Below are 14,796 nucleotides of genomic sequence, written 5' to 3'. Positions count from 1 at the left end.
GTGCGCAACCCTTCGCATGAGTTGGTTTCCGTAACCCCTGGCCAGGGCGGACACGTAAGGTTAGCCGCCACGTTCCGTGATCTTGGGCAGGGTCGCCCACCCGGGCGAAGGGCATGCAACTGCCGCACGCCCGGCACAGGTTCACCGCTCGTTCACCCGACGTCCCCCTCCGCGCTCGGCCACGCCCCTAGCGTCACGCCCGAGTGACCGTAAAGGGGAGGAAAAGAGTGCGCAAAACGCTGCCGCTTATCGGCTCGCACAACGGGGGTCGTGCCGCGCTGACCTGCCGGTTCCGCTGTGGGGACGCCTGTTTCCAGGAGGTGCCCAACACCAGTTCCAACGAGTATGTCGGTGACGTCATCGCCGGTGCGCTGAGCCGCCGTTCGATGCTGCGCACGGCCGCGGTCGTGACCGTCGCCGCCGCGACGGCCGGTACGGTCGTGAGCTCGGGGGCCCCGCAGGCCGCCGCCGCCACGCCGTCGGGGGCGGCAACGGGCGTAGCGCACAAGGGCGACAAGGGGGCGCGCGGACTGCGGTTCACGCCCGTCGCGCCGAACACGGCGGACCGGGTCACCGTCCCGGAGGGCCACGCCCAGAACGTCGTCATCAGCTGGGGCCAGCCCATCCTGCGCGGAGCACCCGCCTTCGACCCGGACAAGCAGTCCGCGAAGGCCCAGGCAGGACAGTTCGGTTACAACAACGACTTCCTGAGCCTCCTCCCCCTGCACAGTGAGCACGGCCGCCAGGTCCTCGTCGCCAACCACGAGTACACGGACGAGATCCTGATGTTCAAGGGGTACGACCCCGAGAACCCGACGCGCGAACAGGTGGAGACCGCCTGGGCGGCGCACGGCCTGTCGGTCGTCGTCGTGGAGGAGTCCCGGCGCAGCGGCAGGCTGTCGGCCGTCACGCGGCACCAGCTCAACCGCCGCCTCACCGCCACCAGCGAGTTCCGCCTCTCGGGCCCGGTCGCAGGCAGCGCGCTCGTGCGGACGAAGGCGGACCCGCGCGGCCGTACCGTCCTCGGCACGCTCAACAACTGCTCGGGCGGCACCACTCCGTGGGGCACGACGCTGCACGGCGAGGAGAACTTCAACCAGTACTTCGCGAATGCCGCGAAGGTGACCGACCCGGCCACGGCCGCCCGGCTCAAGCGCTACGGCGTGACCGGCGAGGCCTCCGAGCGCAAGTGGGAGCGGTTCGACGACCGCTTCGACCTGGCCAAGGAGCCGAACGAGGCGAACCGCTTCGGCTGGGTCGTCGAACTCGACCCGTACGACCCGGAGTCGACCCCGCGCAAGCGCACCGCGCTCGGCCGCTTCAAGCACGAGGCCGCGCAGCCGCGCCTGACCGACGACGGCCGCCCGGTCGTCTACATGGGCGACGACGAGAAGTTCGACTACTTCTACAAGTTCGTGAGCAGCAAGCGCGTCGCCAAGGGCCGCTCGCGCGCCGCGCACGAGCACAACCTGACGCTCCTCGACGAGGGCACCCTCTACGTCGCCCGGCTGACCGGCAACTCCCCGGCCGCCGAGATCGACGGCACGGGCAAGCTGCCCGCGGACGGCGAGTTCGACGGCGGCGGCGAGTGGCTGCCGCTCGCCACAGCCGGCCCGCACGGCGCGGTCTCGCACGTCGACGGCATGACGGCGGAGGAGGTCTACCTCTTCACGCGGTTCGCCGGTGACAAGGTGGGCGCCACGAAGATGGACCGCCCCGAGGACATCGAGCCGTCTCCGCACTCCGGCAAGGTCTACGTCGCGCTGACGAACAACTCGGACCGCGGCAAGGCCGGCAAGGCGCCCGTCGACGAGGCGAACCCGCGCAACCTCAACAAGCACGGGCAGATCCTGGAGCTGACCGAGCACCGGGGCCGCGCCGAGGCCACCGCCTTCGGCTGGTCGCTCTTCCTCGTCGCGGGCGACCCGGACGACCCGGCGACGTACTTCGCGGGCTTCCCGAAGGACCGGGTCAGCCCGATCTCCTGCCCGGACAACGTCGCGTTCGACCCGCACGGCAACCTGTGGATCTCCACGGACGGCAACGCGCTCGGCACGCACGACGGCCTTTTCGGTGTCGCGACGCGGGGCGAGCGGCGCGGTGAGCTCAAGCAGTTCCTGACGATGCCGAACGGCGCCGAGACCTGCGGTCCGCTGGTCCAGGACCGCCGGGTCCTCGTCGCGGTGCAGCACCCGGGCGAGGTCGACGGTGCGTCGGTCGAGAAGCCGGCGAGCGCGTGGCCCGACGGGCCGGGGAGGATCGTCCGTCCGTCGGTGGTCTCCGTGTGGCGCGAGGACGGCTGCGACATCGGCGTCTGATCCGGCTCGGGTCGCTTCACGTCGCCTCAGGCCGACGCCGCGTCCGGCAGGCGCTCGCGATACGCGGGTGCCTGCCGGGCCGCTTCCCAGTAGGCGTCCTCCAAGTCCCCGTAGACTGCGTCCAGTTCGGCCTCCGTGCGGGCGGCGAGGACGAGGCGTACGCCGATCGGGTCGCCGTCGAGGGGTCTTATGGCCATGTCGGGGCGGGCCCGTGAGGTCGGCTGGCACAGGGCGACGACCTCGCCCGTGGCGACCAGGGACGCCGCCGTGAGGTAGTCGCCGTGCAGGATCCGGGGGTTGAGCCCGGCGGCCCGAAGGACCCGCAGGAGCCCGTGCCACTCGCCATCCACGGTGGGGTCGACCATCCACCGGTCGTCCGCGAGGTCGGCGAGGCGCACGACGCGGCGCCGGGCGGCCGGATGGTCGGCGGCCAGGGACACGTACTGCGGTTCGCGTTCGACCAGGACGCGGCAGCGCAGACCCGGCGGGACGCGCAGCGGGCTGCCCTCGACCTCGTGCACGAACGCCACGTCGAGCTGTCCTTCGCCGACGTGCCGCAGGAGAGCGTTCGCGGAGACGTCCATGCGCAGCGCCGGCTCGCCACCGGGCGGGTGCTCGCGCTGCCGCAGCCGTCGCAGCCAGCCCGGTATGGCCCGGCTCGCCGTGGAGCCGATCCGCAGATGGGGGCCGCCCGCGGCGAGTGCGCCGGCGGCCCTGGTCTCCGTGACGAGAGCGCGCATGCCGTCCACGAGGGGGCGGGCGCGGTTGAGGACGACGCGGCCCAGGGGGGTTGCGCGGCAGCCGGTGCGCTCCCGGGCGAAGAGCGCGCCGCCGAGCGTCTCCTCGATGCGCCTGAGCTGGGTGGACAGGGACGGCTGGGTCATGCCGAGCAGGCGGGCCGCCTTGTGCAGGCTCCCGGTGTCGTCGATGGCGCACAGCGCGCGCAGGTGCCTCACCTCGAGCTCCATGGGCATCGAGCGTAAAGCGGTCACGGAGGTCGCACCAGACGTCCAAATGCGAACCGAAACGGGCGAGTTGGGCGGGTGATAGCTCCGTCCTATCGCCAATTGCCATCATCCCCAGGGGTCCCGGGGGCCTCCACACTCTCCCTCGTACCGAACCGTTCACGTAACCCCCACTCACGGAACGAGGAGGAGCCCCCACATGAAGCTCTCCCTGCGCTACGCCTCGGTCGCGGCCGGCATCGGCATGGCCGCCGGCGCGCTCGCCACCGCGGCCCCCGCGTCCGCCGCCCCGGCCCCGGTCGTCGCCGGCTACACCCACTACGCGGGTTCGGCCGAGGAGGCCGCCGCCAACAAGGCGTTCTTCCAGGCCGTCCTGAAGTCGGTCGCGCAGAAGCGCGCCGCGCACCCGCACGCCGCGTCGGTCACCGTCACGTACGACGCGTCGGGCGCCCCGTCCTTCGCGCAGCAGATAGCCAACAGCACGTCGATATGGAACTCCTCCGTGTCGAACGTGAAGCTCCAGGCGTCCTCGGGCGGCGGTGACTTCTCCTACCGCGAGGGCAACGACTCGCGCGGCTCGTACGCGTCCACGGACGGGCACGGCAGCGGCTACGTCTTCCTGGACTACGCGCAGAACCAGGAGTACGACTCCACCCGTGTGACCGCGCACGAGACCGGTCACGTCCTCGGGCTCCCCGACCACTACGAGGGGCCGTGCAGCGAGCTGATGTCGGGCGGCGGCCCGGGCACGTCCTGCACGAACCCGTACCCGGACGCGAACGAGAAGTCCCGCGTCGACCAGCTGTGGGCCAACGGCTTCGCGAAGGCCGTGAAGTCGCTGGAGAAGTCCGCCAAGACCGGCTGACCCTCACCGACTGACCGTCACCGACTGACCGTCACCGGCTGACCGTCACTGACGTTCCGGAGCCACCCCCCACACTGATGCGGGCCGTCCCCTCCCCGGGGCGGCCCGCATCCGCGTCTCGTACCGGCGTCAGTGCGGTGAGGCGATGGCGCGGGCCGCCGCGACCTCCTGACGTACGGGTTCCAGCACCCCGTCGCGGTCCGCCTCGCTGAAGTCGGCGCGCACTCCCTTCAGGACGTCGGAAGCGCGCAGCCCCTGCGCCAGCTCCCGCAGTTGGTCCGCGGCCTGCACCACCTCGGCGGGCCCCGGCGTCGGCGCCCCCTCCTTGACCCGGACCCGTGCCGCGGTCGTCGCGTCCACGATGCGTTCCACGGCGACGACGAGCGGCCACCAGGCAGCGGCGCGGCGGCCTGTGGGCGGCGGTTCGGTCAGGGCGCGCTGGAACTCGGAGCGGACGACGGACAGGTCGCGGTAGAGCCGGCGGCGCATCCGCGCGCGGGCGGCCGCGACGTCCGGGTCCGCGGACGCCCCGAACGCGCGCTCCACGTACGTCGCGGTGTCCGCGACGGCGTCGGCGAGCCGGTCCCCGATGCGGGTGTGCCAGCTCTCGGGCCACAGCAGATACCCGGCGACCAGCGCGATGGCGCAGCCCATGAGGCTGTCAAGGAGCCGTGGCAGGACGAGCCCGATGCCCTGGTGGCTGAGGGTGTCGGACAGCAGCAGGATGGTCGGCGTGATGGCCGCGGTCTGATAGCTGTAGCCGCGCGGGGTGAGCGCCGGGATGAGCGCGGCGAGGACGATCAGCACGGGCACGTCCCACCACCCGCGGGGCACCACGGCGAGGACCACCGTGGCGAGTACGAGCCCGATCGCCGTGCCGAGCGCGCGCTGGACGGCCCGCGAGAACACCGAGCCGAAGTCGGGCTTGAGGACGAACGTGATGGTCAGCGCCACCCAGTAGGAGCGCGGGACCGGCACCGTCGAGACGAGGACCTGGGCGATGCCGATGCACAGGGCCAGGCGCAGCCCGTAGCGCCAGGAGGCGTCGGACAGCACGACGTTGCGCGCGGCGCGGACGGCGCGCACGCGCAGGACGGCGGGCCGGCCGAGACGGTCGGCGTCGAGGGCGCGGTGGGGGTCCGTGTTCTTGCTGGTGACGAGGTCGGCGGCGTGCCGCACCGCGTGGTCGACGGCGCGGGCGGCGGCTCCTTCGGGTGCGGGCAGGTCGAGGGGCCCCGCGTCGGTGCTGCCGGTGTCGATCGCGTCGGCGAGGCGTCGTACGGCGTCGGGGACGGCGGCGGGGAGCGGCACCCCGTGCTGGTGGGCGGCGGGCGCGGACTCGGCGATCGGGGTGAGCGCGTTCAACAGTGCGAGCAGGCGCACCAGTTCGGGGTTGCGGCCGTGGGAGAGGGCGCGCCGGGCGAGGGCGAGGTCGTAGGCCTGGTTGAAGGACTGGGTGGCGGCGTAGCGGGTCTCGTCGTAGTTCTCGGGGTCGGCGGCCGACGCGAGCAGGTTCGCGACGGAGCGGTACGTGACGGCGACGGCCGCGCGTTCCGGCACCCCGGACCGCAGCGGCCAGGCGAGCAGCGCGAGCGCGAGGACGAGGAGTCCGCCGCCCGTCATCAGGAGCGGCGCGAGCCACCACTCGCCCGGCAGGGGCAGCCCGGCGCCGATCACGCAGTTGAGCAGGAGCAGCAGCCCGGACACCGAGGCGACCGCCCCGATCGTCGAGATCATTCCGGAGATGAGCGCCACGCCCGTGACGGTGGCGACGGTGACCCAGCCGTGCCCGTACACGAGCGTGCCGACCGTCACGCCGACCGCGCCGAAGAGCTGCGGCACCGCGATGTTGAGGATCCGCATCCGGTAGGCGTCGGCGGTGTCGCCGATGACGCCGGACAGGGCGCCCATGGAGGCGAGTGCCCCGTACGCGGGCTGCCCGGCGGCGAGCCCGATCGCGAGCGGCAGCGACAGCGCGAGGCCGGCGCGCGCGACGGCCGCCCAGGGGATCGGCGCGGGGTGCGGACGCAGGCTCTTGACCAGCCAGTCGGGCGGTGCGAGATAGCGGGCCGGGGACTCTGGGCGCATGCCGTCCATTGAACGCTACGGGCCCCGGCGCTCAGGGCGTCGCCGGTCGGTGCATCGTCAGGTCGACCAGGAGGGCGCGGTGGTCGGTGTCGGCCAGCTCGACGAAGCGGGCGGTGTGCGGGGAGAACTCCTCGCTCACCAGCACGTGGTCGATCTGGGTGCCGAGCGGCGGCCGGACGCGCGAGGGCCAGCTCGGGGCGCGGGACTTCCCGGTGAGGCGGGCACTGTCGTGCAGGCCCGTGTCGAGGATGCGGCGGAACGCGGCATGGTCCTGCGTGGCGTTGAAGTCCCCGGCCAGGATGGTCGGCTGCGAGCGGCCCGCGGCGGCGAAGTCGCGCAGCTCGCCCAGCTCGGAGCGCCACAGGCCGACCTGCCGGGGCAGCGGGGGCATCGGGTGCGCGAGCTGGACCCGCACGTCGTGGCCCTTCACATCGGCGACGGCGCCTGGCATGCCCATGGTCCCCGGGACGCCCGCGGCGGCCTTGAGCGGATACCGGCTCAGAATCACCGATCCCTCCGATCCGCCGGCCTCCACGGCCTGCCGGTAAGGGAAGTCGGCGTGCGGCAGCTCACGGCGCAGGGTGTCCTGGCACCCGTAATCACACTCCTCGACGAACACCAGGCCGGGCCGCTCGCGGCGCACCGCGCCCACCAGCGACTCGGTGCCGCGCCCGAACTGGACGTTCGAGGAGAGGACCCGCACCTCCGCGACGGGCGGCCCGCTCGCCTCGACGTCCTTGCCGTACGGCTCGATGTACCAGGCGAGGGCGCCCAGGGCCACGACGCCCCACACCATGCCGAGCCGCCAGCGCGTGAGCGCCGTGAGCAGCAGCGCGGCGCCGGTGGGGGCGAGGAGCCAGGGCAGGAACGCCAGGAGCTGCGGGACGGGGGTGACCCCGTCCACGTCCGCGATCCGGCAGCCCACGACCGCGCTGACCCCGGCGAGGAGCAGGCCCGCGGCCCAGGCGGCCAGGGAGCGGCCTGGCCTGCGGTCCCGGTCGTCGTAGGGGAGGACCGGCGGTGGGCCGGGCGCTTGCGTCACATGCTCCACGGCCCGGGCCCGCCTTCCGCTCGCTCCGGCACCCTGCGGCGCCGGATGCCGGAATCCTCCCTCAAAGACGGGCCGGAGCGGGGAACGGTTGCCCGGTTTCAGGCCCGGGCGGCGTGGTGCGAACTGTCGCTGACCAGCGCCCAGATGACGAAGACGCCGATGGCGATTGCGATGACCGACCAGATGGGCTCGTAGGGCAGGAACATGAAGTACGCGATGATGTACAGGGAGGCGATGGCGACGCCGACGCCGCGCGCCCAGCCGGAGTCCTTGAGGACGCCGAAGCCGGTGACCGCGACGATGACGCCGATGATCAGGTGGATCCAGCCCCACGTGGTGAGGTTGAAGGCGTACGTGTAGGTGCCGAGGTGGGCGTACACGTCGTCCTTGGCGATGCCCGCGATGCCGTTCAGGATGCCCAGGATGCCGCCGACCATCATCAGGACGCCGGCGAAGACCGTGCCGCCGGACGCCCAGCCGCTGCCCGCGCCGTAGCCCCGGGTGGGGTCGGGCCCGGTGGAGCGGTGCTTGTCCGACCAGACGCCGTGGCCGGCGTCGGGACCGGGGGGCGGTGTCGGGGTGGTGGGGGTCTCGCTCATTCAGTCCTCCTCGGTGTCACTGGCATGCTCACCCCGGAAGCGGCGGGGCGCATTTCGGGAGGATCCGGAGGGCCTGGCGGGAACCTGTGGCGCAGGCGCCCCGACAGCCAGGCGCAGACGGCCACGGCGAGGGCCGTGCCGGCCGTCCACAGGGACGCGGTGCGCACCGACGAGCTGAGGGCGTCGTAGGCCGCGCCCGCCGCGGAGCGGTCCACGTCCGAGGGCAGGTTGTCGAGGGTGAGGGAGCGGCACATCGCGAGCGCGACGAGGAGCGCCGCCGCGGCCAGGGCCACGCCGAGCGCCGTCGCGGTGAGGGCCCGGCGACGGCGCCGGGCGAGCGCGAGCCCGGTGGCGGCGAAGGCGAACGCGGCGAACGGCAGCCACGGGCCCGCCCGTTGGAGCAGGTGCAGCGACTGGCGCAGCCGGTCGAGGTCGCGCGAGCTCATCACGGTGATCGTGGTGTGCGTGACGGGGATGCGGTCGGCGAAGGGCACGCCGTCGTCGCTGAGCTGCTGTCTGACCTGCCCGGTGACCGGCGCGAGATCGATGGTGACCGGGCCGTCGGTGCCGTCGTCGATGGCCTGCTGCACGGCGTCGTGCGCGGCCCGGTTCGCCGTGTTCCACGCCTTCTGGAAGGCCTCGGTGCCGGTGAACGACTTCACCGCGTCGTGCACGAACGCGTCGACCGTCGACTGGAGCGGCCCCGCGTCGAGCTGCGTCATGATGGCGTTCGTGACGGCGTCGGCGACCGCGCCCCGTACGGCCGGTTCCGCGGCGAGCGGAGCCATCGTCGCGACGTACCGGTCACTGTCCCCGACCTCGTACTTCGCCCATACGGAGAGCGTGCCGAGCGGCACGAGCAGGCAGGCCAGGGCCAGCAGGACGACGGACAGGGCTCTTCGCATCACCCTCCCAGGCAACGCGCGCGCGGCAGGGGGCGCCAGCGGGGACAGGGCAGATGGCGGGGTCCGCGGGGGAGGGCTCGGCCGAACGGGTGTCACCTGGCGTGGTACTGGTTCACCGGCGCCCGCCCCGTAGTCCTGATGGTCTGTCACTCATGGGTGTAGTAGTGGTAGAACATCGCCGCGAACACACCGACGGCGACCGTCAGGGCCATGATCGTGGACCGCAGGACCGTGGCGTCGGTCTGGCTGTAGAGATAGCCGAACGCGATACCGGCCCACGCGGCCCACGTGACGGCGCGCAGTTCGCGCGGCAGCCGGGACGACGCCCGGTGGATCCCGAAGGTGACCACGGCGACGATGATGCCCGTGAGGAAGCCGAACAGGACGTTGCCCGTGGTGATCGGGCCGGCATCGCGCCGGATGCCCGAGGCCCAGAAGCCGTAGACGATGCCGAGCAGGAGAGGGAGCGCCATCGAGAGCCTGGAGCCGGCCGCCATGGAGCGCAGGCCGGAGGTTCCTGAGGCGGGTGCCGCGTGAGCCATGACGGCTCCTTTCTGCCTTTCCCCCCGCCTTCCATTGACCTCCGTCGCCCTGCGATCCGCAACATTGCGGCCTGTTTCTATGCCGCGGGGATGCGGGCGAACCGCCCGGCGACGTGCAGATCGGCCTCGATGCGCGAGGCCGTGGCGAGCAGCGCGGGAAGGACCTCGTCCGTGACGCGGGCCAGCTCGCGGCGGCTGCTGTGTGTGGCCACGTTCACCGCGGCGACGACCTGCCCGGCGAGGTCGCGCACCGGCACGGCGACGGAGCGCAGCCCCTCCTCCAGCTCCCCGTCCACAAGCGCGTGGCCCTGGTGCCGTACGTCGTCCAGGAGCGCGCCGAGCCGGTCGGCGCCGGTGACGGTGCGCGGGGTGAGCGGGGCCAGGTCGGCGCGGGCGAGGAACGCGGCACGCTCGGCCGGTGCGAGACCCGCGAGCAGGACCCGCCCCATGGACGTGGCGAAGGCGGGGAAGCGGGTCCCGACCGAGATGTTCACGCTCATCACACGGCTCGTCGCGACGCGTGCCGTGTACCGGATGTCGTCGCCGTCGAGCACGGTCAGGGACACCGAGTCGTGCAGCTCGGCGGAGAGAGCCCGCATGTGGGGCGTGGCGATCTCGGCCAGCGTGAGATGGGACAGGGGCGGGAAGCCGAGGGCGAGGACGCGGGGCGTGAGCCGGAAGCCCCGGCCGCGCGAGGCGACGTATCCGAGGTGCTCCAGAGTGATCAGGGCGCGGCGCGCGGTGGCCCGCGCCAGGCCCGTCGCCGCGGCGATGCCGGTGAGGTTCAGCTCGGCCCGCCCGGGCCCGAAGACGGTCAGCACGGCGAGGCCGCGCGCCAGCGACTCGACGAAGTCCCGGCCGAGCCGCTGCTTGGCCTCGGCGGCCCACGCGGCGTCCGGTCCCGTCGCGTCAGGTCCCGTCGGCGCGGGGGCCTCCGGGACGGGCCCGCGCAGCGCCTCCTCCATCTCCGTGACGGCGTCCCGCAGCCGCCCCAGCATCGCCTCGCGCAGCGACGCGGCGGTGTGCCGGCTGGTGTGGCTGACGACGCTGACCACGCACGCGACGTCACCCCCGGGGCCGCGCACGGGCACGGCGAGCGCGACGAGGCCGGGCTCGATGAGCTGGTCGTCGAGGGCCCAGCCGGCGGCCCCCGCGCGCGCCACGCGCTCCTCGAACGGCTCCTTCTCCGCCTCCTGACGGGGCGGCACCGCGGGGAACGCGCGGTCCTCGGGATCCGCGGCCCGGCGCGCCCGCCACCGCTCCCACAGGTCCTCGTCCCACGCACCCGCGAACAGCGGGCCCGGCGCGGTGCGTTCGGCGGGCAGCAGGTCGCCGATGCGGAAGCTCAGCGACATGGCGCGGCGCCGGGTCGCCTGGTGGATGAAGCGGATCCCGTCCCCGTCGGGGACCGCGAGAGAGACCGATTCGTCGAGCTCGTCAGCGAGCCGTTCGGCGCGTGGGCCGAGCAGCGCGGGCAGCCGCAGAGCGCCCAGATAGGCGTTGCCCACGGCCATCAGCGGTGGTGCGAGCGTGGCGTCACGCCCGTCGAGGCGCAGGCACCCCATGTGCGCGAGGGTCGCGCAGATCCGGTCGACCGTGGACCGGGCGAGGCCGGTGGCCCGCGCGAGCTCGCTCAGGCTCAGGGTGCCGCCGGCGTCGGTGAGCCCGCGCAGCACGTCGATGCCGCGCACCAGCGGTGCGACGGCCTCCGCGGGTGCCGAGACGCCGGGGTCGAGGGTGGGAACCGGTCCAGTGGACATGTGCGATGACTGCTCTCCGTGGCGCATTCTCAGGCAACGGTAGAGGAACCCCCCGCCACCCGGCTCCCGGCCGCCCGCGGGTGCGCTCAGCGGGCGAGGAGTTCCAGGATCCGGTCGAGGGCCGCGGGGGCGAGATGGCGGCGGAGGGACTCGACGACCTCTTCCGGGGTGCCCCGGCTGTCGATTTTGATTACGCCGTAATCACGCCGGGCCTTCGGCACGGTCGGCGGGGGTGTGCCGGTGTCGCCGGGGAGCGCCTGCTCCTCCTGGGGGAGGCGGGCGATGCGGCGGGCGTCCTCGACCGAGACGCGTCCGTCGGCCAGCGCCTCCTGGAGGTCCTCGCGCAGCTTCATCAGGGACAGGCGCTGCGACACGAAGCCCTGCGTCTTGCCGATGCGCGCGGCGACCTGGCGCTGCGAGTAGCCGTAGCTCTTGATCAGCCCCTGGATGGCCTGGGCCTGCTCCAGCTCGGTGAGGTCGTCGCGCTGGACGTTCTCGATCAGGGCGTCCTCGTCGGTGCGGGACGCGTCCTCGCGCACCAGGACGGGCACCTCGTCCAGGCCCGCCATCCGGGCCGCGGCGAGCCGCCGGTGGCCGTGCAGGACGATGTACGGGGCCCGGCCCACGGCCTCCTCGTGGTGCGGGTGCGCCGCGAGGAACACGGCGCGGGGGACCACCCCGAGCGCCTGGAGCACTCCGCGCTCGCGCACCGTCTCGGTGAGCCCGTCCAGGTCGCGCAGCTCGTGGCGCGGGTTGTCGGGGTTCTCGGCGAGGTCGGCGAGCGCGACGGTGACGGGGTGCGCGGTGTCGCGGGCGGCGGGCGGGGTGCCTTCGCCCGCTGTTTCCGTGGCCGTGGCCGTGGCCGGGGCGCCGGAGGACAGCAGGGAGGACAGATCGGTACGGCGCCCCATCAGACGGTCACCTTCTTGGCGTTCCCGGCGTTCCCGGCGTTCCCGGCGCTCTTGGCCTTGGTGCCCTTGACCGTCGCGGCCTGCGCATCCTGCTTCCGCGCGCCCTTCCTCGCAGGCGTACGGGTGCTGCTCGCGGAGCGTTTGGCGGGGGCCGGGATCGCAGCGAGGCCCACCTCCAGGGCGAGGCGGAAGAAGTCCTCGCGGGCCTGGAGCGCGACTCGGTTCGCGCCGTACTGGGTGACGACGAGGCCGTCCGCGGAGGCGCGCGTGTGCAGCTTGTAGTGCCGTACGACCGTGCGGGCCAGTGGCCAGTCCTGGGCCTCGACGAAGGCGCGCGTCTGCTCCAGGTCGGCCTTGCCGTCGCGCGGGTCCCAGTTGTTGATGACCACGCGGTAGGGCAGACCGCGTGGCTTCACGACGCGCTCGATGGTGCGCTGCGTGGGCTGGAAGCCGAGCGGCTCGGGCTCGATCGGCACGATCACGTCGTGGGCGTTGGACAGGACGGCGCGCAGTGCGTCCGCGGCGGCGCCCTTGCCGAGCGGGTCCTCGCCGGCGGACTCGGCGAGGTCGAGCCAGCCCGGGGTGTCGACGAAGACGTGCTGGGCGGAGGGGATGCGGGAGAGCGCGGCGAGCCCGGCCAGGTCGTCGTGGGCCTGCACGAAGTCGAAGGGGAGGCCGTCGCCGACGCGCTCCGACCACCACACGGCGGAGCCCTGCGGGTCGATGGAGACGGCGACGACGGGCGGTTGACCGCCCTCGGTCCCCGCGCCGAGCACGTCCGCCGTCACGGCGGCGAGGTTGACGGCGAGCGTGGACTTACCCACGCCGCCTTTCTGATTGAGGATCACGTGCACGTGGGCCATGCTCACCACACTCCCTGGGAGACCGGCGTAACGCACTAAAATTATGAAACGCGCGAAACGGGTGATTCTGTACCTGGTCACTGTGGCAGTGCGGGCGGGGGCGAGCGGAGCGAACACGCCGTGGACGGCGGGTGGTTAAGCCCAGACATCCACCTGCTCGTACCCCACGGCCCGCCCCTCGGCGTCCAGGAGCCGCCCCATCAGCTTCACCGCGCGCAGGGCGACGGCGCGGTCGGCGATGCGCAGGTGGGGGAGTTTTTCGGCGAGTCTTACCTCCAGGAGCTGTGCGTCGAGCAGGGACGCGACCCAGACCGTGGCGATCAGGTTCTGCGGCCCCGCGGTCCCCACGCAGAGCCGGATCTCCGGGAGCTTCGCCAACTCCCGCGCCGTGGCGTCGAGATGCTCGGGCGGTACGGACCCGAAGAAGGTGACGGAGGCGGGGGAGCCGGACAGGGAGCGGGCCAGGTCGCAGCGCAGGACGAGGCGGCCCGAGTCGAGGAGCCGGCCCAGGCGCCGGCTCGCGGTGTTGACGCCGACGCCGAGGCGCGCGGCGAAGGACGGCGTGCCCTACAAGGACACGGACGGCCTCGTGGCCTGACCGTCACCTGTCACCCGAATGGACGCGGCCCACGGGCCGCGTCCATTCGGGCGCTGATATCCACGAAGGAGCACATCACCGCACCTGTGGGGGGCTTGACCGCCCGGCGCGGCAGCGCGTACGGGCCCCAGCGAGTGGAGGACCACTCATGCCCAAGCTCACCGACACCACCCCACTCGCCGTGGACTTCACGGGGGGCCTCAACGACGCCTGGTCGAAGGTCGCCCAGTTCGTGCCGAAGCTCGTGGGCTTCGTGATCGTTCTGGCCATCGGCTGGTTCATCTCGAAGATGATCGCCCGCGTGCTCGACCGGGTCCTGCGCAAGGTCGGCTCGGAGAGACTCGCCGAGCGCGCCGGCGCGGCCCGCATGCTCGAGGGCTCCAAGTACGACATGACGGCGATCGTCTGCAAGGTCGTGTACTACGCGCTGCTGCTGATCACCCTGCAGATCGCACTCGGCGTCTTCGGCCCGAACCCCGTCAGCAACATGATCAACGGCATCGTGGCCTGGCTGCCGCGCGCCATCGTCGCGATCGTCCTGGTCGTCCTCGCCATGGCCATCGCCAACGTCGTGCGCGACATCGTCACCAACTCCCTGTCGGCGGTCTCGTACGGCAGGACCATCGGCACGGTCGTCTGGGCCTGCATCGTCGCGCTCGGTGTGATCGCGGCGCTCGGCCAGGCGGGCATCGCCACGTCCGTCACCCAGCCGGTCCTGATCGCGGCGCTCGCCGCCGCCGTCGGCATCGTGGTCGTCGGAGTGGGCGGCGGTCTCATCGTCCCGATGCGGCAGCGCTGGGAGCGCATGCTGAACAGCGCCGAGCAGGAGACGGCCAAGGCCCGCGGCATCTCCCCCTACCAGGCGGGCCGCGAGGACGCGCTGACGAACCAGCCCGTCCAGGAGCGCGAGCGCACCGACGACATGTGACGCGCGCCCGTCAGGTTCTCTTACGCGAGATCGTGCCGTCTCACCAGCCAGCTGATGGCGGTGAGGCGGCACACCGCGTAGTCGTGTCCGACGGGCTCGCGCCAGCCGTTCTCCGCGAGGGCGTCGAGGAAGCCGAGCGCGTAGTCCGAGAGGACCTCCCGGTCGGGGGCCTGCGGCTGAAGCGCGCCCCCGCCCGCCTCCAGCTTGTCCCGCAGCTCCGCGACATGCTGGTCGACGGCGGCCGTGAAGCCGGGCTCGAACGCGAACTCCGCGAAGCGCGGGGTGTACGAGGTGCTGATGCGGGCCAGGGGAGACATGCGCTCCACCGTAAACGGGGCATAGTGCCCTGGAACAGGCCTTTTGCCATGCCGTAGGTCACAGGCGCGGGCACCGCGCGGTCAGG

The 14,796-nt window shown here is 72.8% G+C and carries 15 protein-coding genes; 4 read left to right on the top strand and 11 right to left on the bottom strand.

Annotated elements, in window-relative coordinates:
• Positions 1-227: 227 nt before the first annotated feature.
• On the top strand, positions 228-2,318 hold the full coding sequence (locus tag OG456_RS17760) for a PhoX family phosphatase (protein WP_266562140.1): 2,091 nt from the start codon (positions 228-230) through the stop codon (positions 2,316-2,318).
• Positions 2,319-2,344: 26 nt separating this feature from the next.
• On the opposite strand, the gene OG456_RS17755 is transcribed toward OG456_RS17760, so the two are convergent.
• On the bottom strand, positions 2,345-3,286 hold the full coding sequence (locus OG456_RS17755; RefSeq protein WP_266562139.1) for a LysR family transcriptional regulator: 942 nt from the start codon (positions 3,284-3,286) through the stop codon (positions 2,345-2,347).
• Positions 3,287-3,482: 196 nt separating this feature from the next.
• On the opposite strand from OG456_RS17755, the gene snpA reads away from it, so the two are divergent.
• Positions 3,483-4,148 (top strand): snapalysin, encoded by a 666-nt coding sequence (snpA, locus tag OG456_RS17750; RefSeq protein ID WP_266562138.1) that lies wholly within the window; start codon positions 3,483-3,485, stop codon positions 4,146-4,148.
• 129 nt (positions 4,149-4,277) lie between these two features.
• Here the strand turns inward: snpA and OG456_RS17745 are convergent, their stop codons facing one another.
• The 9 genes from OG456_RS17745 to OG456_RS17705 form a co-directional block, all read right to left on the bottom strand.
• The gene (locus OG456_RS17745) at positions 4,278-6,245 is read right to left on the bottom strand and encodes an FUSC family protein (RefSeq protein WP_266562137.1); all 1,968 of its coding nucleotides are present in this window, start codon (positions 6,243-6,245) and stop codon (positions 4,278-4,280) included.
• Between the two features lie 22 nt (positions 6,246-6,267).
• Positions 6,268-7,278: an endonuclease/exonuclease/phosphatase family protein gene (locus OG456_RS17740; RefSeq protein ID WP_266562135.1), complete on the bottom strand. Its 1,011-nt coding sequence runs from the start codon at positions 7,276-7,278 to the stop codon at positions 6,268-6,270.
• Between the two features lie 107 nt (positions 7,279-7,385).
• Positions 7,386-7,886, bottom strand: coding sequence for a hypothetical protein (locus OG456_RS17735; RefSeq protein WP_266562133.1), 501 nt, complete (start codon positions 7,884-7,886; stop codon positions 7,386-7,388).
• A complete protein-coding gene (locus OG456_RS17730; RefSeq protein WP_266569319.1) occupies positions 7,883-8,791 on the bottom strand; it encodes a hypothetical protein in 909 nt (302 codons plus the stop codon). The genes OG456_RS17735 and OG456_RS17730 overlap by 4 nt, the downstream gene beginning before the upstream one ends.
• 146 nt (positions 8,792-8,937) lie before the next feature.
• Complete coding sequence (locus OG456_RS17725) at positions 8,938-9,333, bottom strand: hypothetical protein (RefSeq protein ID WP_266562131.1); 396 nt, start codon at positions 9,331-9,333, stop codon at positions 8,938-8,940.
• 77 nt (positions 9,334-9,410) lie between these two features.
• Positions 9,411-11,093: an IclR family transcriptional regulator C-terminal domain-containing protein gene (locus OG456_RS17720; RefSeq protein ID WP_266562129.1), complete on the bottom strand. Its 1,683-nt coding sequence runs from the start codon at positions 11,091-11,093 to the stop codon at positions 9,411-9,413.
• Between the two features lie 86 nt (positions 11,094-11,179).
• Positions 11,180-12,004 (bottom strand): ParB/RepB/Spo0J family partition protein, encoded by an 825-nt coding sequence (locus tag OG456_RS17715; protein ID WP_266562127.1) that lies wholly within the window; start codon positions 12,002-12,004, stop codon positions 11,180-11,182.
• Positions 12,004-12,867, bottom strand: coding sequence for a ParA family protein (locus OG456_RS17710; protein ID WP_266562125.1), 864 nt, complete (start codon positions 12,865-12,867; stop codon positions 12,004-12,006). Before OG456_RS17710 ends, OG456_RS17715 begins: the two co-directional genes overlap by 1 nt.
• Positions 12,868-13,002: 135 nt before the next feature.
• Positions 13,003-13,245: a hypothetical protein gene (locus OG456_RS17705; RefSeq protein ID WP_266562123.1), complete on the bottom strand. Its 243-nt coding sequence runs from the start codon at positions 13,243-13,245 to the stop codon at positions 13,003-13,005.
• Positions 13,246-13,255: 10 nt separating this feature from the next.
• On the opposite strand from OG456_RS17705, the gene OG456_RS17700 reads away from it, so the two are divergent.
• Both OG456_RS17700 and OG456_RS17695 read left to right on the top strand, forming a co-directional pair.
• On the top strand, positions 13,256-13,465 hold the full coding sequence (locus tag OG456_RS17700; RefSeq protein WP_266562121.1) for a hypothetical protein: 210 nt from the start codon (positions 13,256-13,258) through the stop codon (positions 13,463-13,465).
• 148 nt (positions 13,466-13,613) lie between these two features.
• Positions 13,614-14,393: a hypothetical protein gene (locus tag OG456_RS17695; RefSeq protein ID WP_266562119.1), complete on the top strand. Its 780-nt coding sequence runs from the start codon at positions 13,614-13,616 to the stop codon at positions 14,391-14,393.
• A gap of 20 nt (positions 14,394-14,413) precedes the next feature.
• Here OG456_RS17695 and OG456_RS17690 read toward each other — a convergent pair whose 3' ends face one another.
• Positions 14,414-14,710, bottom strand: a complete 297-nt coding sequence (locus OG456_RS17690) for a DUF6401 family natural product biosynthesis protein (RefSeq protein ID WP_227296263.1) — start codon at positions 14,708-14,710, stop codon at positions 14,414-14,416.
• Positions 14,711-14,796 lie beyond the last annotated feature (86 nt).

It is taken from the genome of Streptomyces sp. NBC_01446 (assembly GCF_026340095.1).
GTDB lineage: Bacteria > Actinomycetota > Actinomycetes > Streptomycetales > Streptomycetaceae > Streptomyces > Streptomyces aureus.
Note: the sequence above shows the minus strand (reverse complement) of the source record. Positions and strands in the feature narration are given on the sequence as shown.